Source organism: Orrella sp. JC864 (assembly GCF_037026685.1).
In the GTDB taxonomy this organism is placed as follows: Bacteria; Pseudomonadota; Gammaproteobacteria; order Burkholderiales; family Burkholderiaceae_B; genus Orrella.
The window spans coordinates 89,507-108,144 of record NZ_JBANET010000005.1 but is presented as its reverse complement, the minus strand read 5'-3'; the positions used below and the strand labels follow the sequence as shown (position 1 = coordinate 108,144).

At 70.6% G+C, this 18,638-nt stretch carries 18 protein-coding genes; 16 read left to right on the top strand and 2 right to left on the bottom strand.

The window, feature by feature from the left end; genetic code table 11:
- Nucleotides 1–9 precede the first annotated feature (9 nt).
- Nucleotides 10–966, bottom strand: a complete 957-nt coding sequence (locus V8Z80_RS06765; protein WP_336061451.1) for an ornithine cyclodeaminase family protein — start codon at nucleotides 964–966, stop codon at nucleotides 10–12.
- An 89-nt stretch (nucleotides 967–1,055) separates the two neighbouring features.
- On the opposite strand from V8Z80_RS06765, the gene V8Z80_RS06760 reads away from it, so the two are divergent.
- From V8Z80_RS06760 to V8Z80_RS06715, 10 genes are all read left to right on the top strand, one after another.
- Entirely contained in the window at nucleotides 1,056–1,796 is a 741-nt protein-coding gene (locus V8Z80_RS06760; protein ID WP_155192681.1) for a FadR/GntR family transcriptional regulator, read from the top strand.
- A 126-nt stretch (nucleotides 1,797–1,922) separates the two neighbouring features.
- On the top strand, nucleotides 1,923–2,837 hold the full coding sequence (gene kdgD, locus V8Z80_RS06755) for a 5-dehydro-4-deoxyglucarate dehydratase (RefSeq protein WP_336061450.1): 915 nt from the start codon (nucleotides 1,923–1,925) through the stop codon (nucleotides 2,835–2,837).
- A gap of 28 nt (nucleotides 2,838–2,865) precedes the next feature.
- A complete protein-coding gene (locus tag V8Z80_RS06750) occupies nucleotides 2,866–3,849 on the top strand; it encodes a tripartite tricarboxylate transporter substrate binding protein (protein ID WP_155192679.1) in 984 nt (327 codons plus the stop codon).
- Between the two features lie 44 nt (nucleotides 3,850–3,893).
- Nucleotides 3,894–5,249: a glucarate dehydratase gene (gudD, locus tag V8Z80_RS06745; RefSeq protein ID WP_336061449.1), complete on the top strand. Its 1,356-nt coding sequence runs from the start codon at nucleotides 3,894–3,896 to the stop codon at nucleotides 5,247–5,249.
- Nucleotides 5,250–5,466: 217 nt separating this feature from the next.
- The gene (locus tag V8Z80_RS06740) at nucleotides 5,467–6,444 is read left to right on the top strand and encodes a tripartite tricarboxylate transporter substrate binding protein (RefSeq protein WP_155192678.1); all 978 of its coding nucleotides are present in this window, start codon (nucleotides 5,467–5,469) and stop codon (nucleotides 6,442–6,444) included.
- Between the two features lie 11 nt (nucleotides 6,445–6,455).
- Nucleotides 6,456–7,130, top strand: a complete 675-nt coding sequence (locus tag V8Z80_RS06735) for an RraA family protein (protein ID WP_336061448.1) — start codon at nucleotides 6,456–6,458, stop codon at nucleotides 7,128–7,130.
- Between the two features lie 4 nt (nucleotides 7,131–7,134).
- Complete coding sequence (locus V8Z80_RS06730; RefSeq protein WP_336061447.1) at nucleotides 7,135–8,088, top strand: 2-hydroxyacid dehydrogenase; 954 nt, start codon at nucleotides 7,135–7,137, stop codon at nucleotides 8,086–8,088.
- Nucleotides 8,089–9,504: an FAD-binding oxidoreductase gene (locus V8Z80_RS06725; protein ID WP_336061446.1), complete on the top strand. Its 1,416-nt coding sequence runs from the start codon at nucleotides 8,089–8,091 to the stop codon at nucleotides 9,502–9,504.
- Between the two features lie 99 nt (nucleotides 9,505–9,603).
- Entirely contained in the window at nucleotides 9,604–10,578 is a 975-nt protein-coding gene (locus V8Z80_RS06720; protein ID WP_336061445.1) for a Bug family tripartite tricarboxylate transporter substrate binding protein, read from the top strand.
- A 26-nt stretch (nucleotides 10,579–10,604) separates the two neighbouring features.
- A complete protein-coding gene (locus V8Z80_RS06715; RefSeq protein WP_336061444.1) occupies nucleotides 10,605–11,903 on the top strand; it encodes an alpha-hydroxy acid oxidase in 1,299 nt (432 codons plus the stop codon).
- Here the strand turns inward: V8Z80_RS06715 and V8Z80_RS06710 are convergent.
- A complete protein-coding gene (locus V8Z80_RS06710; protein ID WP_336061443.1) occupies nucleotides 11,866–12,750 on the bottom strand; it encodes a LysR family transcriptional regulator in 885 nt (294 codons plus the stop codon). The two genes, V8Z80_RS06715 and V8Z80_RS06710, sit on opposite strands and share 38 nt — an antisense overlap.
- A 109-nt stretch (nucleotides 12,751–12,859) precedes the next feature.
- Between V8Z80_RS06710 and argC the strand changes: the two genes are divergently transcribed.
- The 6 genes from argC (at nucleotide 12,860) to V8Z80_RS06680 (ending at nucleotide 18,635) form a co-directional block, all read left to right on the top strand.
- Entirely contained in the window at nucleotides 12,860–13,789 is a 930-nt protein-coding gene (gene argC / locus V8Z80_RS06705; RefSeq protein ID WP_336061442.1) for an N-acetyl-gamma-glutamyl-phosphate reductase, read from the top strand.
- A gap of 452 nt (nucleotides 13,790–14,241) precedes the next feature.
- Nucleotides 14,242–14,814, top strand: coding sequence for an anthranilate synthase component II (locus V8Z80_RS06700; protein WP_336061441.1), 573 nt, complete (start codon nucleotides 14,242–14,244; stop codon nucleotides 14,812–14,814).
- Between the two features lie 10 nt (nucleotides 14,815–14,824).
- A complete protein-coding gene (trpD, locus tag V8Z80_RS06695; RefSeq protein WP_155192639.1) occupies nucleotides 14,825–15,856 on the top strand; it encodes an anthranilate phosphoribosyltransferase in 1,032 nt (343 codons plus the stop codon).
- Complete coding sequence (gene trpC, locus V8Z80_RS06690) at nucleotides 15,853–16,665, top strand: indole-3-glycerol phosphate synthase TrpC (protein ID WP_155192637.1); 813 nt, start codon at nucleotides 15,853–15,855, stop codon at nucleotides 16,663–16,665. The genes trpD and trpC overlap by 4 nt, the downstream gene beginning before the upstream one ends.
- A gap of 48 nt (nucleotides 16,666–16,713) precedes the next feature.
- Complete coding sequence (gene pap, locus V8Z80_RS06685) at nucleotides 16,714–18,195, top strand: polyphosphate:AMP phosphotransferase (RefSeq protein WP_336061440.1); 1,482 nt, start codon at nucleotides 16,714–16,716, stop codon at nucleotides 18,193–18,195.
- Nucleotides 18,192–18,635: an HIT family protein gene (locus V8Z80_RS06680; RefSeq protein WP_155192633.1), complete on the top strand. Its 444-nt coding sequence runs from the start codon at nucleotides 18,192–18,194 to the stop codon at nucleotides 18,633–18,635. The genes pap and V8Z80_RS06680 overlap by 4 nt, the downstream gene beginning before the upstream one ends.
- Nucleotides 18,636–18,638 lie beyond the last annotated feature (3 nt).

The window sequence follows — 18,638 nt, the reverse complement described above, 5'->3', positions numbered from 1 at the left end:
GCAGGCCCGCTATGCCTGCCGGACCTGCGCGCCCTGCGCCGCGTCGTAGGCCAGGCTGGCCGCGGCCAGGTCCTCCAGCGCCGTGCCCACCGACTTGAACAGGGTGATCTGCGCCTGGTCCTTGCGGCCGGCATGCTCGCGGCGGCACAGCTGCTCCAGCGTGGCGGCGGTCGCGGCCGGATCGAAGGCACCCTCGCGCACGGCCTCCAGGATATCGCCCGACTTGGCCAGCGCCTCGGGCGTATCGACGAACACGGTGGCGCGTGCAAAGCATTGCGCATCGCTCTCGCGCATGGCCGGCGCGAAGCTGCCGATCAGGTCCAGGTGCGCGCCGGGCTGCAGCCATTCGCCCCGCACCAGCGGCGCATTGGCCAGCGTGGCGCAGCTGACGATGTCGGCCTGGCGCACCGAGGCCTGCAGGTCTTGCGACACCTGTGCCTCGAATCCGTCGGCGCGCAGGCGCTCGACCAGCGCCTGCGCCCGCTGCGCATTGGGATTCCAGACCTCGACCTGGGCGATGTCGCGCACGGCCCGGTAGGCGTAGGGCAGCAGCGCGCCGACCCGGCCGGCGCCCAGCACCAGCAGCTTGCGCGCGTCGGCGCGCGCAAGCCAGGAAGCGGCCAGGGCCGAGGCGGCCGCGGTGCGCCGCGAGGTGATGGCATCGCCGTCGAGCATGGCCAGCGGCTTGCCGCTGGCCGCGTCGGACAGCACGTAGGTCGAATGCAGGCCCGGCAGCCCCCTGGCCTGGTTGCCCGGGAAGATGCATACCGTTTTTACGCCCAGGCGCCCGCCGGCCTGCCAGGCCGGCATGATGAGCAAGGTGCCGCTGGCGCCCGGGCCGCCGTCGATGGCGTGCGTGTGGCGCAGCGGCACCTGGCAGCCTTGCACGAACATGTCCCGCAGGGCGGGAATCAGCCGTTCGAAGGGCAGGTGCCGGGTGGTTTGTTCGCTGTCTAGAATCTGCATGGATCTGCCTTGTGTCGTGATGCGTCGGTCTTGCGCATTCTAGGCGAGGCTGGCATCGCGGGCGGCTTTCCGCTAGCATCCCCTCCGACATGAACGCACCAAGCAAGCCGCGCAAACGCGGCCGCAACCTGACGGACGAAGTCGTGGCTTCGCTGTCGCGCCAGATCGAATCGGGCGCATTCCCGGCCGGCACCAAGCTGCCGTCCGAGAACATGATCGTGCAGCAGGAAGGCGTCAGCCGTACCGTGGTGCGCGAGGCCATCTCGCGCCTGCAGGCCGCGCAGCTGGTGCAGACCCGCCACGGCATCGGCACCTTCGTGCTCGAGCGCCCGGCCAGCCGTTCGCTGAGCATCGACCCCGACCTGGTGCTCACGCTGCTGGACGTGATGGCCGTGCTGGAGTTTCGCACCTGCGTCGAGTCCGAGGCCGCGGCCATGGCCGCCTCGCGCCGCACCGAGCAGCACCTGGCCGGCATGCGGGCGGCGCTGGCGGCCTTCGAGAAGCAGATGCAGCATGGCCCGGGCGACAGCGTCGAGGCCGACATCGAATTCCACCTGCAGATCGGCCAGGCCTCGGGCAACCATTATTTCCTGGACATCCTGCGCCAGCTGGGCACCACCATCATCCCGCGCAACCGCTTGGACCTGCGCAAGCTGGCCATCGGCAACGATCCCTCCTACCCCCAGCGCGTGCACGAAGAGCACCTGTACATCTTCCGGGCGATCGAGCGCAAGGAGCCCGAGGCCGCGCGCGCGGCCATGCGCACCCACCTCACCAACAGCCGCGAGCGGCTGCGCAAGGCCCACGAGGACGCCGCGGCCGGCAAGTAGCCCGCTGCGCGCCGGCCGTTCCCTAGCGGTTTCCCGTAGGGGCGGCATTTACCCTGGTCACGGGCGCCCGCTATCTTGTATGATGACATACATCATTAACCCATCCGTCTAGCGAGCACAGCGATCGTGATCACTCCCCAGGAACTCAAGCACATCATTTCGGACGGCCTGCTGTCCTTTCCCGTGACCGACTTCGACGAACAAGGCAACTTCCGCGCCAAGACCTATGCCGAACGCCTGGAGTGGCTGGCGCCCTATGGCGCCAGCGCCTTGTTCGCCGCCGGCGGCACGGGCGAGCTGTTCTCGCTGTCCGGCGAGGAATACAGCCAGGTCATCCGCACCGCCGTGGCCGGCGCGGCCGGCAAGGTGCCCATCCTGGCCGGCGCGGGCGGCCCCACCCGCACCGCCATTGCGCAGGCGCAGGAAGCCGAGCGCCAGGGCGCCCACGGCCTGCTGCTGCTGCCGCACTACCTGACCGAGGCCAACCAGGAAGGCATCGCCCGGCACGTGGCGGCGGTGTGCCAGTCGGTGAAGATCGGCGTGGTGTTCTACAACCGCGCCAACTCGCGCCTGTCGGCCGAGTGGCTGGCCAGGCTGGCCGATGCCCATCCCAACCTGATCGGCTTCAAGGACGGCGTGGGCGAGATCGAGCCGATGGTGCGCATCCGCCGCAAGCTGGGCGAGCGCTTCGCCTACCTGGGCGGGCTGCCCACCGCCGAGGTCTACGCCGAGGCCTACCGCGCGCTGGGCGTGCCGGTCTATTCCTCGGCCGTGTTCAACTTCATCCCCAAGACGGCCATGGCCTTCTACAAGGCGGTGGCCAGCGGCGATACCGCCACCACGGGCAAGCTGCTGGACGAGTTCTTCCTGCCCTACCTGGACATCCGCAACCGCCAGCCCGGCTACGCGGTCAGCATCATCAAGGCCGGCGCACGCCTGGTCGGCCGCGACGCCGGGCCGGTGCGCGCGCCGCTGACCGACCTGACCGAGGAAGAAACCGAGGCCCTGCGCGCGCTGGTCGACAAGCTCGGCCCGCAGTAACCCCCCCCCGAAGAGGACAGGAGACACCATGAACCGCACGCTGTTGCAATCCCTGCTTCGCCTGATCGGCGGCGCCGTCGCCGCCCTGGCCGCCGGCACCGCGCTGGCCTGGCCCGACAAGCCCATCACGCTGGTCGTGCCCTTCCCGGCCGGCGGCTCGACCGACACCATCGCCCGTTCGGTGGGCAACCACCTGAGCAACCAGTTCAAGCAGACCGTGGTGGTGGAGAACAAGGCCGGGGCCACCGGCACCATCGGCGCCGGCCAGGTAGCCCGCGCGCCCGCCGACGGCCACACCGTGCTGGTGTCCTCGCTGGGCCCGCTGGTGGTCGCGCCGCACCTGATGAAGAACCTGCCCTACGACCCGACCCGCGACTTCGACTACCTGGCCGTGGCGGTGCAAACGCCCAACGTGCTGGTGGTCAATCCCAAGCTGGCCGGCGAGCTCGACAGCGTGCAGGACGTGCTCAAGCTGCTCAAGGAGCGGCCCGGGCAGGTCAGCTTCGCCACATCGGGGGCCGGCTCGTCCGACCACCTGACCGCCGAACTGTTCTGGCAAAAGACCGGCACGCAGGGCCTGCACGTGCCCTACAAGGGCGGGGCGCCCGCCACCGCCGACCTGCTGGGCGGCCAGGTCGACATGTCCTTCCAGAACGTCAACACCGTGTTCACCCATATCCGTTCGGGCAAGCTCAAGGCCATCGCCGTCACCGGCCGCGAGCGCTCGCCGGTGCTGCCCGACGTCCCGACGCTGGCCGAGCAGGGCATCGATGGCGTGGTGGTCTACGCCTGGCAGGCCTTTGCCGCGCCCAAGGGCCTGCCCGCCGAGGTCAAGGCGCGGCTGCACGAGGGCATCGTCGCCGCGCTCAAGGACCCGGCCGTCAGCAAGCCCATGACGGACGTGGGCCTGGAGATCGTGGCCAATTCGCCCGAGGACTTCACGCAATTCCAGGCCCAGGAATACGCGCGCTGGGGCCAGGTCATCCAGGAAGGCGGCATATCGGCCCAGTAGCCGCGCAACCGCCACCGCAACCTTTTTCCTTAGCTGACGACGCCATGCCGCAAGACCGCCCTGCCGATTCCGTTTCCGATACGCCCGTGGTGCGCCGCCTGCAGGTGGTGCCGGTGGCCGGCCACGACTCCATGCTGCTGAACCTGAGCGGCGCGCACGGCCCCTACTTCACGCGCAACCTGCTGATCCTGACCGACAGCGCGGGCCGCACCGGCGTGGGCGAAGTACCGGGCGGCCAGGCCATCGCCCAGACGCTGGAGGACGCCCGCCCGCTGGTCGAGGGCCGCGCCATCGGCCAGTACCACGCGGTGCTCAATGCGCTGCGCGCGCGCTTTGGCGAACGCGACCGCGGCGGGCGGGGCAACCAGACCTTCGACCTGCGCGTGGCCATCCATGCCGTGACCGCCGTGGAATCGGCATTGCTCGACCTGCTGGGCCAGCACCTGCAGGTGCCGGTGGCCGCGCTGCTGGGAGACGGCGTGCAGCGCACGTCGGTGCAGATGCTCGGCTATCTCTTCTATGTGGGCGATGCCGGCAAGACCGGCCTGCCCTATCTGCGCGAACCGCAGGCCGACAACGCGTGGTTCGGCCTGCGGCGCGAGCCGGCCATGACGCCCGAGGCCATCGTCGCGCTGGCGCGCGCGGCGCAGGACCGCTATGGCTTTCAGGACTTCAAACTCAAGGGCGGGGTGCTGCGCGGCCAGGAGGAAGTGCAGGCGGTACGCGCCCTGCACGAAGCCTTTCCGCAGGCGCGCATCACGCTGGATCCGAACGGCGGCTGGCTGCTCAAGGACGCCATCGCCCTGTGCCGCGATCTGCATGGCGTGCTGGCCTATGCCGAGGATCCTTGCGGCGCCGAGGACGGCTATTCGGGCCGCGAGGTCATGGCCGAGTTCCGCCGCGCCACCGGCCTGCCCACGGCCACCAACATGGTGGCCACCGACTGGCGCCAGCTGGCCCATGCGCTGTCGCTGCAATCGGTGGACATCCCCCTGGCCGATCCGCATTTCTGGACGCTGGCCGGCTCGGTGCGCGTCGCGCAGCTGTGCCAGGCCTTCGGCTTGACCTGGGGCTCGCATTCGAACAACCACTTCGACGTCTCGCTGGCCATGTTCACCCACGCGGGCGCCGCCGCGCCCGGGCGGGTAACGGCATTGGACACGCACTGGATCTGGCAGGACGGCCAATGCCTGACGCGCGAGCCGCTGCGCATCGAGCAAGGCTGCATCGCCCTGCCCGAGCGTCCGGGCCTGGGCATCGAACTGGACATGGAAGCGGTCGAGCGCGCCCATCGGCTGTACCGCCAGCATGGATTGGGCGCGCGCGACGATGCGGCCGCCATGCAACACCTGATTCCCGGCTGGACCTTCGATCCCAAGCGCCCCTGCATGGTGCGCTGACAGCCCTCGGGGGCCCGGGCCGCCGCGCCCGCCGCCCCGCTCCTCGCTTCGTTCGGCCTGATTCATAGTCTCAGGCAAACAATCATAGACAAATTTCAATTTGTGTCTATGAATCCCTGGTCCCACCATGCATGACCACGCCAGCCGGCGCGGTCCGGCCTGGCGCGAGCGGCCGGCCCATGCCGGCCATGCGACAAAAGACCAACGAGGAGACTTCATGAACCGCCTGTTCCGCAAGCTGGCGCTGCTGTGTGCGGCCGTCGTGCCCCTTGCCGCCGCCGCCCAGTCCGCCGCCGACCGCTACCCCGACAAACCGGTGACCATCGTCGTGCCGTTTCCGGCCGGCGGCGCCACCGACGTGATCGCGCGCATGGTGGCCGAGAAGCTTTCCGCGCGCTGGAAGCAGCCGGTGGTGATCCGCAACCAGCCCGGCGCGGGCACCACGCTGGCGGCCGAGCAGATCTCGCGCACCGCCGCCGACGGCTACACGCTGTACATGACCACGGCCTCGCACACCATCGGCGCCAGCCTGTACAGCAAGCTGAACTACGACCCGGTCAAGGACTTCGATCCCATCTCGCTGAGCGCCACCATCCCGCTGGTGCTGGTGGCCACGCCCGCCCTGCCGGTCAAGGACCTGGACAGCTTCATCGCCTACGGCAAGCAATCGCGCGACGGCCTGACCATGGCCTCCAGCGGCAACGGCACGCCCGGCCACCTGACCGGCGCGATGTTCACCGAGCGCACCGGGGTGAAGCTGGTGCACATTCCCTATCGCGGCGATGCGCCCATGCTCACCGACCTGGTCGGCGGCCAGGTGCAGGTGGCCTTCGTGACGCTGTCGGCCGCCCTGCCGCACATCCAGTCCGGCCGCCTGCGCGCCATCGCGCTGGCCCATCCCAGCCGCGTGGCAGCCATCCAGGACGTGCCCACCATGGCCCAGGCCGGCCTGCCGGACTTTCATTTCGCCACCTGGTTCGGCCTGTTCAGCCCGGCCGGCCTGGACGAGGGTATCAAGCAGAAGATCTACCAGGCCGTGCACGAGGCGGTGGCCGATCCCGAACTGAGCAAGCGCCTGACCGACATGGGCGCCGAGGTCAACAACAGCTCGCCGCAGGCCTTCGAGGCCTTCATCGCCCAGGAGCTGAAGAACTGGAACGAAGGCGTGCGGCTCTCGGGCGCGCGCGTCGATTAAGGAGCCCATCCATGCAAGCACTCTCTCCCGAACTGCTGGCGCGCTGCGCCGGCATCGCCAGCAGCACCTGGTCCGACGCGCTGGATACGCTGGACATCCCCGGCGTGGTGCAGGGCATCGCCCTGCGCGCCGGCCAGGGCCGCATCGCCGGCGAGGCGGTCACCGCACGCCACGTTTGCGGACAGCTGGGCGACTTCGACCGGGCCGACTTCGCGGTCGGCCGCCTGGTGGCGGCCACCGGCCCGGGCAAGGTGCTGGTGGTGGACGTCGGCGGCGAGCCGGTCTCCACCTTCGGCGGCATCGCCTCGACGGCCGCCGCCTTGCGCGGGGCCACCGCCGTGATCATCGACGGCGCCTGCCGCGACGTGGACGAGATCCGCGAGACCGGCCTGTGGCTGGCCAGCCGGCACGTCACGCCGCTGACGGGCAAGAAGCGGCTGCGCCTGCAGGAAATGGGCGGCACGGTCACGCTGGGCGGCATCACGGTGCGCCAGGGCGACCTGATCGTGGGCGACGATACGGGCATCGTGGTGGTGCCGCGCGCCCGCATCGAAGAGACGCTGGCCGCGGCCGAGGCGGCCCTGGCGGTGGACGAGCGCGTCGAGAAGGCGGTGCGCGCGGGCACGCCTTTCGCTGAAGCCGCCTCGGCGGCCGGCTACATCCCTGCCGGGCCGGGCAAGGGCTGAAGGCATGAGCGGCAAGAAATACCAGATCGTGCAATTGGCCTCGATGGGCCAGGAGATCGACGCGGCGCTGGCCGAACGCTACCGCGTGCTGTTCCTGGACGGGCACGAGGACGTGCAGGGCCAGCTGGCGGCCGCGCCCCATGCGAGCGTGGCCATCACTTCGGTGCGCAAGGGCATCACGCGCCAGACCATGGCGGCGCTGCCGGGCCTGCGCGCGGTCTGCAGCTGGGGCGTGGGCTACGAGACGCTGGATATGCAATGGGCGCGCGAGCATGGCATCGTGGCCAGCAACACGCCGCGCGTGCTGGACGACTGCGTGGCCGACCTGGCCTGGGCGCTGCTGCTGACCGCCGCGCGGCGCACCCATGTGGGCGACCGCTACGTGAAAGGCGGCCAGTGGCGCAGCATCGGCGCCTTCCCGCTGTCCACGCGCGTGTGGGGCAAGCGGCTGGGCATCGTCGGGCTGGGCCGCATCGGCCTGGCCATTGCCGAACGGGGCCGCGGCTTCGGCATGCAAGTGCGCTATCACAACCGGCGCCCGCGCCCGCAGACCGACTACGGCTTCGAGCCCTCGCTGGCGGCGCTGGCCGAATGGGCGGACTTCCTGGTGCTGGCCTGCCCGGGCGGGCCGCAGACCCGCCACCTGGTCGATGCCCAGGTGCTGCGCGCCCTGGGGCCGCAAGGCATCCTCGTGAACATCGCGCGCGGCTCGGTGGTGGACGAAGCCGCGCTGGTGCAGGCGCTCGAGCGCGGCGAACTGGGCGGCGCCGGCCTGGACGTGCTGGCCAACGAACCCTCGGTGCCCGCGCCCCTGATGCAGATGGACCGCGTGGCCCTGATGCCCCACGTGGGCAGCGCCACCCACGAAACGCGCGCCGACATGTCGCGGCTGGTGCACGACAACGCGGTCTCCTTCCTGGAGACGGGCCGGCTGCTCACGCCCATCGGGGACGATTGAATGCAGCCCTTCCTGCGCGAACTGGCCGACCTGCTGGGCCGGGAGCATGTATTGACCGGGGACCGGGCCGAGCCCTACCTGACCGACTGGCGCCGCCGGCGCACCGGCCGTGCGCTGGCCGTGGCGCGGCCGGGCGATCGCGAGCAGGTGGCCGCCGTGGTGCGCCTGTGCGCCGCCCATGGCGTGCCCATCGTGCCGCAAGGCGGCAACACCGGCCAGGTGGCCGCCGCCACGCCGGACGACTCGGGCCGCGCGCTGGTGCTGAGCCTGGCCCGGCTGAACCGCATCCGCGCGATCGACCCCGAGGGCGACACCATGACCGTGGAGGCCGGCTGCATCCTAGAGACCGTGCAGCAGGCCGCGCACGCGGCCGGCCGGCTGTTTCCGCTGTCGCTGGGGGCGCAAGGCAGCTGCACGGTGGGCGGCAACCTGGCCACCAATGCCGGCGGCACCCAGGTGCTGCGCTACGGCAACGCCCGCGAACTGACGCTGGGCCTGGAAGTGATCACGGCCGAAGGCGAGATCTGGGACGGCCTGCGCGCACTGCGCAAGGACAACGCGGGCTACGACCTGCGCGACCTGTACATCGGCAGCGAAGGCACGCTGGGCATCATCACCGCCGCGACGCTGCGGCTGCATCCGCTGCCGCGCGCCCGGCACACCGCCCTGCTGGCGCTGGAAAGCCTGGCGCAGGCGGTGCGCCTGCTGGCCCACGCGCGCGCGGAACTGGACGCCACCCTGACGGCCTTCGAGGTCATGGGGCGCGAATGCCTGGAAATGGTGGTGCAGGCTTTTGCGCAGCAACGCCTGCCCTTTGCCGCGGCGGACCCGGCCACGCGCTGGTACGTGCTGCTCGAATGCAGCGACCCGCGCGGCGGCCCAGGCTCGGCGGCCGACTTCGAGGCGACGCTGGCGCGCGCCTGGGAAGGCGGGCTGGCGCACGATGCCGCGATCGCCGCCTCGGCGGCGCAACAGGCCGATTTCTGGCGCCTGCGCGAGCACATCACGCTGGCGCTGGCCGAGCAGCCCTATTGCATCAAGCACGACATCTCGCTGCCCATCGCGGCGATCCCGGACTTCGTGCAGGCCACCGACGCGCTGCTGCAGCGCCACCATCCCGGCACGCGAATGCGCGTGTTCGGCCACCTGGGCGACGGCAACCTGCACTACAACCTGCTGGGCCCGGCCGGGTCCACGCGCCAGGACTGGATGGCCGCCGAACCGCAGGTGCAGGCGCTGGTGCACGACCAGGTGGCCGCGCTGGGCGGCTCGATCAGCGCCGAGCAGGGCATCGGCAGCCTGCGCGTGGCCGACCTGCGGCGCTACAAGCCGCCGCTGGAAGTGGCGCTGATGCGCCGCATCAAGCAGGCGCTGGACCCGCAAGGCCTGCTCAATCCCGGCAAGGTGCTGGACTGACCGGCCCGCCCGCGTGCGGCGCGCGCCGCCCGGGACAGCCACCACGACGAATACACAACATTGCGCGGCCATGCCGCGCACCACAATGGAGATCGCAGCATGAAACTACCGAGCTTGCCCAAACTGGCCATGGGCCTGCTGCTGGGCCTGGCCGTGCCGGCCGCCGCCTGGGCGGCCGACGACTATCCCAGCCGCCCCATCCGGCTGGTCGTGCCCTTCCCGGCCGGCAGCACCACCGACGTCATGGCCCGCTTCCTGGGCGAGCGCGTGGGGCGCACGCTGGGACAGACCTTCATCGTCGAAAACAAGGCCGGCGCGCAAGGCAGCATCGCCGCGGCCGACGTCAGCCGCGCGGCGCCGGACGGCTATACGCTGCTGGTGGGCACCAACAGCACGCAGTCGGCCAACGTGCACCTGTTCAAGTCGCTGCCCTACGACCCGACGCGCGACTTCGCCGCCATCACGCAATTCACCACCAACCCCCTGGTGCTGGTGATCCGGCCCGACCTGCCGCCCAAGGACCTGCCGGGCTTTCTGGACTACGTGCGCCAGCGGCCCGGCGAGCTGAACTACGGCACGGGCAATTCGGGCAGCCTGGCGGCCGTGCAGATGCTCAAGGAGCAGGCCGGCATCGACGCCCTGGACGTGCCCTACGCCGGCACCCCGCAGGCCATGAACGACCTGCTGGCCGGCCGCCTGGATTTCATGATCACCGACATTTCGGTCACGCGCCCGCACATCGAGGCCGGCAAGCTGCGCCCGCTGGGCGTGACGCCGCCCGAGCCGTCGCCGGCCCTGCCCGGCGTGCCGCCGCTGGCGCAGGCCGGGCTGCCGGGCTACGATTTCGTGGCCTGGGGCGGGCTGTTCGCCCCGGCCGGCACCGATGCGGCCATCATCGACAAGCTGAACCAGGCCTTCGTGCAGGCGCTGCGCAGCGACGAGGCCGCGGCCTTCTTCGACAAGCAGGGCCTGCAGCCCACGCCGCGCACCCCGCAAGACTTCTCGCGCTACGTGGCCGAGCAGACCGAACTGTGGGGCCGCCTGCTTTCGGCCGCCGGCCAGGCCAAGCAATGACGCAACGCCCGCCGACTTCTGCCGCCATGTCCGAAGCCCCCGCCCCGTCCGAACGCCCCGCCCTGCCGGCCGCTTCCCCGCCCGCGCCGGGCCGGCGCCTGCGCGAACGGGCGCAGCGCGCCGCGTCCATCGAGGACCTGCGCCGCCAGGCGGCCCGCATGCTGCCGCGAGCCGTCTTCGACTTCTACGACGGCGGCGCCGAAACCGAAAGCACGCTGCGCGCCAATCGCGCGGCCTTCGAAGCGGTCCAGCTGCTGCCGCGCTACCTGGTGGACGTCTCGCGCATCGAGACCGGCACCCGGCTGCTGGGCCAGCCGGCCGCGCTGCCCCTGGCGGTCGCGCCCACCGGCGCGATCGGCTACGGCTGGCCGTTCGGCGACGTGGCCATCGCGCGCGCCGCGGGCGAGGCTGGCGTGCCCTATGCGCTGCCCACTTCCGCGACCTCCTCGATCGAACGGGTGGCGCGCGAGGCCCCGCACACGCAGCTGTGGTTCCAGTCCTACATGCTGCGCAAGCGCGACTTCACCTTCGGGCTGATCGAGCGGGCCCGCCAGGCAGGCTACCAGGCGCTGATCATCACCATCGACATGCCCACCGGCGGCAAGCGCGAGCGCGACCTGCGCAACGACTTCGGCCTGCCCTTTCGCTACACGCCGCGCAACGTGCTGGACTTCGCCAGCCGGCCCGGCTGGGTGGCGCGGCAGTTGCGCCACGGCCTGCCGGCGCTGGAGAACATGGCCGGCTTCGTGCCCGACGCGGTGGACGCCTCGACCATCGCCTCCTCGGTGGGCAAGAACTACGACCCGGCCTTCGTCTGGGAAGACCTGCGGCGCATCCGCGACCGCTGGCCGGGCCCGCTGCTGATCAAGGGCGTGCTGCATCCCGAGGACGCCCGGCGCGCGGCCGAACTGGGGGCCGACGCGGTGATCGTCTCCAACCATGGCGGCCGCCAGCTGGACGGCGCCGCCGCCGCGCTGCAGGCGCTGCCGGCCGTGGCCCAGGCCGTGGGCGACAGGCTGCAGGTGCTGGTCGACGGCGGCGTGCGCCGCGGCGCCGATATCGTCAAGGCGCTGGCGCTGGGCGCCGACGCGGTCATGGTGGGCCGGCCCATGCTGTACGGCGTAAGCGCGGCCGGCCAGGCCGGGGCCGAGCGCGCCCTGTTCCTGCTGCGCGAGGAGCTGGTCCGGGCGCTGCGCCTGACCGGCGTGGCCGACGTGAGCCGCATCGACGGCAGCGTGCTATTTCGCGGGCCGGGCGCCGCCGCGCAGGCTTGCGGGATCCATGACGCTATTTCTGCCGCAGGCTCCATAAAGCCTGCAGCATAGGAACGGCGGCCGGCGCCGCCAGCTCCCGGCGATATGCCACGCCCAGCCGGCGCCACAGGGCCGGGCGCAGCGGCCGCATAGCGATACGCTCGCCCGGGGCGGGCGCGCCGTCCTCGTGCGGCAGCAGCGTCCCGCCGTAGCCCGCCGCCACCAGGCTCTTGATCGCATCGTTGTAGTCCAGCGCGATGCGCGGCGCGGGGCGCAGGCCCGCATCGGCGAACCAGTTGCCCGTCAAGCGCGACAGGTGGGTGCCCGGGCCGTTGAGGATCAAGGGCTGCGCCGCCATCCAATGGGGCGTGACCTGCGCCGGCGCAGGCCAGGCCGCCGGCAGGAAGGCCAGCACCGGATCGCGCCGCCAGGGGCGGATGTCCAGGCCCGCGACCCTGGCCTGGGGCAGCGCAACGATGCCGATGTCCAGCGAGCCGGCCACCAGCCGCTCCAGCGTCTGGTGCGAGGTCGACACCGCGATCTGGACGTCGATACCGGGATGCGAACGGGCAAGCGTCTCGAGCGCGCGCGGCAGCAGGTGGGCGATCACGCCGGTGGACGCGCCCAGGCGGACCCGCCCGGCCATGCCCTGCGCCTGGCGCGCCACGTCCTGCATCGCATGCGAGACGTCGGCCAGCAGCCGCCTCGCATGATCGACCAGGCTTTCGCCGATGGCGGTGGGACGCACGCGCCCCCGCGTGCGGGAAAGCACCTGCGCGCCGATACGGCCCTCGAGCGCGCTGATGTGCAGGCTTACCGTGGGTGGCGCCAAGTGCAGCAGCCGGGCCGCTTCGGCGAAGGAGCCATGGTCGGCGATGGTCACCAGCGTGCGCAGCTGGTCCAGGCTGATTTCCCGCATCGCGGATGACCCTCAGGAAAACTGAATTTCGAGATCATGAAATTCGACTTTCCCTATTCTAAGGCGGCAGGCACGATGACGCATCGGCATCTCCATCCGGATACGCACCATGAGCATCCCACGCATCTTCATCGACGGCGACCAAGGCACCACGGGCCTGCAAATCCACGCGCGCCTGCAGGCACGCCACGACCTGGAGCTGGTCACGCTGGCGCCGGACCGCCGCAAGGACGAGCGCCTGCGCGCCCAGGCCCTGAACGACTGCGACATCGCCATCCTGTGCCTGCCCGACGAGGCCGCGCGGCAGGCCCTGTCCCTGCTGCGCAACCCGGACGTGCGCATCATCGATGCCAGCTCGGCGCACAGGACGCACCCGGGCTGGGCCTACGGCTTTCCCGAAATGAGCGCCGACCAGCCCCGCCTCATCGCGCAAGCCAGCCGCGTGACCAATCCCGGCTGCTATCCCACCGGCGCCATCGCGCTGCTGCACCCCCTGGTGGGCGCCGGGCTGATGCCGGCGGACTATCCGCTCGACATCCACGCCATGTCCGGTTATTCGGGGGGCGGCCGCGCCGCGGTCCAGGCACATGAGGCAGAGCCCGCCGCGCGGCCTCCCGCGTTCCAGGTCTACGGGCTGGGGCTGGCGCACAAGCACGTGCCCGAAATACAGCGTTATGCGGGCCTGTCGCTGCCGCCGGTCTTCGTGCCGGCCTATGGCAGCTACCGCCAGGGCATCGTGCTGACCATCGCGCTGCACCAGCGCCTGCTGCCGCCAGCCGCCGATGCGCAAGCCTTGCACGCGTGCCTGGCTCGGCACTATGCCGGCGCGGCCCACGTGCGGGTGCTGCCGCTGGCCGAATCGTCCGCGCTCGAACGCCTCGATCCGCAACGGCTCAACGGCACCAACGACATGGAGCTGGCGGTCTTTGCCAATCCGTCGCGGGGCCAGGTCCTGCTTACGGCAGTGTTCGACAACCTGGGCAAGGGCGCGGCCGGGGCGGCGGTGCAAAACCTGGCGCTGATGCTGGGCAGGCGCTGATGCGCGTACCTACGGGGGGCATAGACGCCCGCACGCGCGCCATGCTAAAGTCGGGAAGGCGTCAGCGCCCCCCAGGCTACGCCTGATTTTGCCTGCGCCTTTTGATAACCCATTTCGGTCTGCCATGACCCGTACCGCTACGACCCACATTGCTCAGTGGTGGCGCTTCCAATAGGAAGCGGCACGTCGTTGCGGCCTCGAACCGCAGCCTGCCGTCGTACCGGCAGGGCGGATTCGGTAAATGGCTCCTCGGCACGGCGGCTCCCAGAAAACAGGAGATTGCCCGATGCCCGTAGATCTTTCCCCGGATACTGACACGTTCGCCGCGCCCGCGCGCGGCGCAGCCGTGCCCGGCGTGCGCCCGGCCCTGGCGATGCGGCATCGATGGCGCCTGTTCCCCCTGCCTTGCAAGCGCGCCATCAACACCTGCCCCCATCAACCAAGGTATCGCCATGTCTAGCCTCCTGATGATCGACAACTACGACTCGTTCACCTACAACCTGGTGCAATACTTCGGCGAACTGGGCCAGGACGTGCGCGTGCATCGCAACGACCAGATTACCCTGGACCAGGTGCAGGCCCTGAACCCGGACCGCATCTGCATCTCGCCCGGGCCCTGCTCGCCGGCCGAGGCGGGCATCTCGGTGCCGCTGATCCGGCACTACGCCGGCAAGGTGCCCATCCTGGGCGTGTGCCTGGGCCACCAGGCCATCGGCGCGGCCTTCGGCGGCAGGATCGTGCGCGCGCGCGAGATCATGCACGGCAAGACGTCCACCATCACGCACGGCGACAGCGACGTCTTCAAGGGCCTGCCCTCGCCCTACACGGTGATCCGCTATCACTCGCTGGCCATCGAGCGCGCCTCGCTACCCGATTGCCTGGCCGTCACGGCCCAGACCGAGGACGGCGAGATCATGGGCGTGCGCCACAAGAGCCTGCCGGTCTACGGCGTGCAGTTCCATCCCGAGTCCATCCTGAGCGAGCACGGCCACGCCCTGCTGCGCAACTTCCTGGCCCTGTCCTGATCCGCTAGCCATGACCATCACATTCAACGAAGCGCTGGTGCGCTGCATCGAGCACCGCGAGATCTTCCACGACGAAATGCTCACGCTGATGCGCAGCCTGATGCGCGGCGAAGTCTCGCCGCAGCTGGCCAGCGCGCTGCTGATGGGATTGCGCGTCAAGAAGGAAACCATCGGCGAGATCACCGCCGCCGCGCAAGTCATGCGCGAGTTCGCCACGCCCGTGGTCACGCCCGATCCGGGCAGCCTGCTGGACATGTGCGGCACGGGCGGGGACGGCAGCCATACCTTCAACATCTCGACCACCGCCATGTTCGTGGCCGCGGCCGCGGGCGTGCCCATCGCCAAGCATGGCGGGCGCAGCGCCTCGTCGTCCTCGGGCAGCGCCGACGTACTGGAAGCCCTGGGCGCCAACCTGGCGCTCACGCCCGAGCAGGTGGCCGAATGCATCCAGGCCACCGGCATCGGCTTCATGTTCGCGCCCGCGCACCACAGCGCCATGAAGAACGTCGCGGCCATCCGCAAGGAACTGGGCGTGCGCACGCTGTTCAACATCCTCGGCCCCCTGACCAACCCGGCCGGCGCCGCCAACCAGCTGATGGGCGTGTTCCACCCCGACCTGGTGGGCATCCAGGTGCGCGTGCTGCAGCGCCTGGGCTCGCGGCACGTGCTGATCGTGCACGGGCGCGACGGCATGGACGAGGCCTCGCTGGGCGCGGCCACCATGGTGGGCGAGCTCAAGGACGGCGAGATCCGCGAGTACGACATCCATCCCGAGGACTACGGGCTTTCCATGGTGTCCAACCGCTCGATCCGGGTGGACAATCGCGAGCAATCGCGCGAGATGGTGCTCGAAGCATTGGATAATGTGCCCGGCACGGCGCGCGACATCGTCGCCTTCAATGCCGGCCTGGCCATCTATGCCGGCAACCGCGCCGATTCCATCGAACAAGGCCTGGCGCAGGCCTTCGAGCTGATCGCCAGCGGCGCCGCCCGCGACAAGCTCGAAGCCTTCTGCGCCCATACCCGGAAATACAAGCAATGAATACCCCCACGCGCGACGCCGGCAACGACATCCTGGCGCGCATCCTGGCCGTGAAGGCCGACGAAGTGGTCGCCGCGCGCCAGATCCGCAGCGAGGCCGAACTGCTGCGCGAGGCCCAGGCCCGCAAGGACGTGCGCGGCTTTGCCCAGGCCATCGAGGACAAGATCGCCGCCGGACGCCCCGGCGTGATCGCCGAGATCAAGAAGGCCTCGCCTTCGCGCGGCGTGCTGCGCGAGCATTTCGTGCCCGCCGAGATCGCCGCCTCCTATGCCGCGCACGGCGCGGCCTGCCTGTCGGTGCTGACCGACGTGCAGTTCTTCCAGGGCTCGCACGACCACCTGCGCCAGGCGCGCGCCGCCTGCCCGCTGCCGGTGCTGCGCAAGGACTTCATCATCGATCCCTACCAGGTCATTTCGGCGCGTGCGCTGGGCGCGGACTGCGTGCTGCTGATCGCGGCCGCGCTCGATGCCTCGCAGCTGCGGGACCTGGAAGACGTGGCCATGGACCTGGGCATGGACGTGCTGGTGGAGGTACACGACGCGCAGGAGCTGGAAGTGGCGCTCACCCTGAAGACGCCGCTGCTGGGCATCAACAACCGCAACCTGCGCACCTTCGAGACTTCGCTGCAGACCACGCTGGACCTGCTGCCGCATATTCCCGCGGGCAAGCGGGTGGTCACCGAAAGCGGCATCCTGGCCCCTGGGGACGTGCAATTCATGCGGGCCCAGGGCGTGCATGCCTTCCTGGTGGGCGAGGCCTTCATGCGGGCCGAGGAGCCGGGCGCCGAACTGGCTCGGCTGATCGCATAGGTTTGCAAGCCGGCGCAAGACGCCGGCATGCCAGCAGAGGAGCGCCCGATGTTCACAGAAGCCGAGTCCGACCCGGTCCTGGACGCCGACACCGCCAAGGAACTGGAAACCCCGCTGCGCACCGCCTTGCTCAAGGCGCAGTACGCGCGCCTGCTCGATCCGCGCCGCGCCTTGCTGATCGTGGCCGCCGGGCTGGACGGCGCGGGCAAGGGCGCCACCATCAACCTGCTCAACGAGTGGATGGACCCGCGCCACATCCGCACGCTGGCCTTCGGCGAGCCCGGCCCGGACGAGGCCAAGCGCCCGCCGCTGTGGCGCTATTGGAACGCGCTGCCGCCGGCCGGGCGCATCGGCATCGTGTTCGGCTCGTGGTACATGCCGCTGATGCGGGAGGCCGCCCGCAAGCAGCCGCGCACGGCCCGGATGGCCCGCCACATCGAGGACGTCCGGCGCCTGGAAGCCACGCTGGCCGCCAACGGCGTGCAGGTGCTCAAGCTATGGTTCCATCTTTCCAAGGACGCGCAGCGCACGCGCACCCGGCGCCTGCTGGCCGACCCCGACACCGCCTGGCAGGTGGCGCCGCAGGACCGCAAGGTGCACAAGCGCTTCGATCGCCTGCGCAGCGCCGGACAGGAAATCATCGCCGCCACCGATCTGCCGCATGCGCCCTGGGTCGTGATCCCCAGCGCCGACGAGCGCCTGCGCGCCGTGCGCACCGGCCAAGCTGTGCTGCGCGCGCTGTCGCCGCGCCATGCGCCGCGCGTGGCCAGCGGCGCGGCGGGCTCGCCCGCGGCGGTGCGCATCGCCGACCGCCTGGGCAGGCTGGACTACGCGGCTCACCTGGACAAGGACCAGTACGAGCAAGAGCTGCTGCAGTGGCAGGCGCGGCTGGCGCGCGCCGTGCGCGGCCAGGCGTTCTCGCGCCGCTGCCTGGTGCTGGCCTTCGAGGGCCAGGACGCCGCGGGCAAGGGCGGCGCGATCCGGCGCGTCACGCACGCGCTGGATGCGCGCCGCTACACCATCACGCCGATCTCGGCGCCCAGCAGCGAAGAGCTGGCCCATCCCTATCTATGGCGCTTCTGGCGGCGCGTGCCGGCCCACGGCGGCATCGCCATCTTCGACCGCTCCTGGTATGGCCGCGTGCTGGCCGAGCGGGTCGAAAAAATCACGCCGCCGGCCCACTGGCGGCGCGCCTACGAAGAAATCAACGACTTCGAAAGCCAGCTGGCCGAGGCCGGCGCGGTGCTGGTCAAGTTCTGGCTGGCGGTCAGCAAGGACGAGCAGCTCAGGCGCTTTCACGAACGCGAGAAGTCGCCCTTCAAGCAATTCAAGATCACCCCCGAAGACTGGCGCAACCGCGAAAAATGGGATGCCTACCGCCAGGCCGCCAACGAAATGTTCGCGCGCACCGACACCCGGCATGCGCCCTGGCACGTCATCCCGGCCGACGACAAGCGGCACGCGCGCGTCGAGGTGCTCAAGACCATCGTGCAGGCGCTGGAAGCCGCGCTGCAAAAGGAGAAGACATGAGTACGGACCCGGCGGCGGCCGGCTGCCCGCTGTGCCGCGGCGACGGCGGCCAGGTACTGTGGCGCGATGCGCAGCTGCGCGTGGTCGATGCCGGCGAGCCGGACTATCCCGGCTTCACGCGGGTGATCTGGCAGGACCATGCCGCCGAGATGAGCGACCTGGACGAGGCCGCGCGCCAGCGGCTGATGCGGGCGGTCCTTGCGGTGGAGCAGGCGCAGCGCCGCACGCTTGCGCCGGACAAGATCAACCTGGCCTCGCTGGGCAACATGGTGCCGCATGTGCATTGGCACGTGATCCCGCGCTGGCGCGACGACCGGCATTTTCCCGACGCGGTGTGGGCGGCCCCGCGGCGCGACCCTGGGCCTTCGCCCCAGGCGCCGGACGCGGCCGCGCTGGCGCGCTATCGCCAGGCGCTGGCGCAGGCCCTGCAGGAACCTTGACAT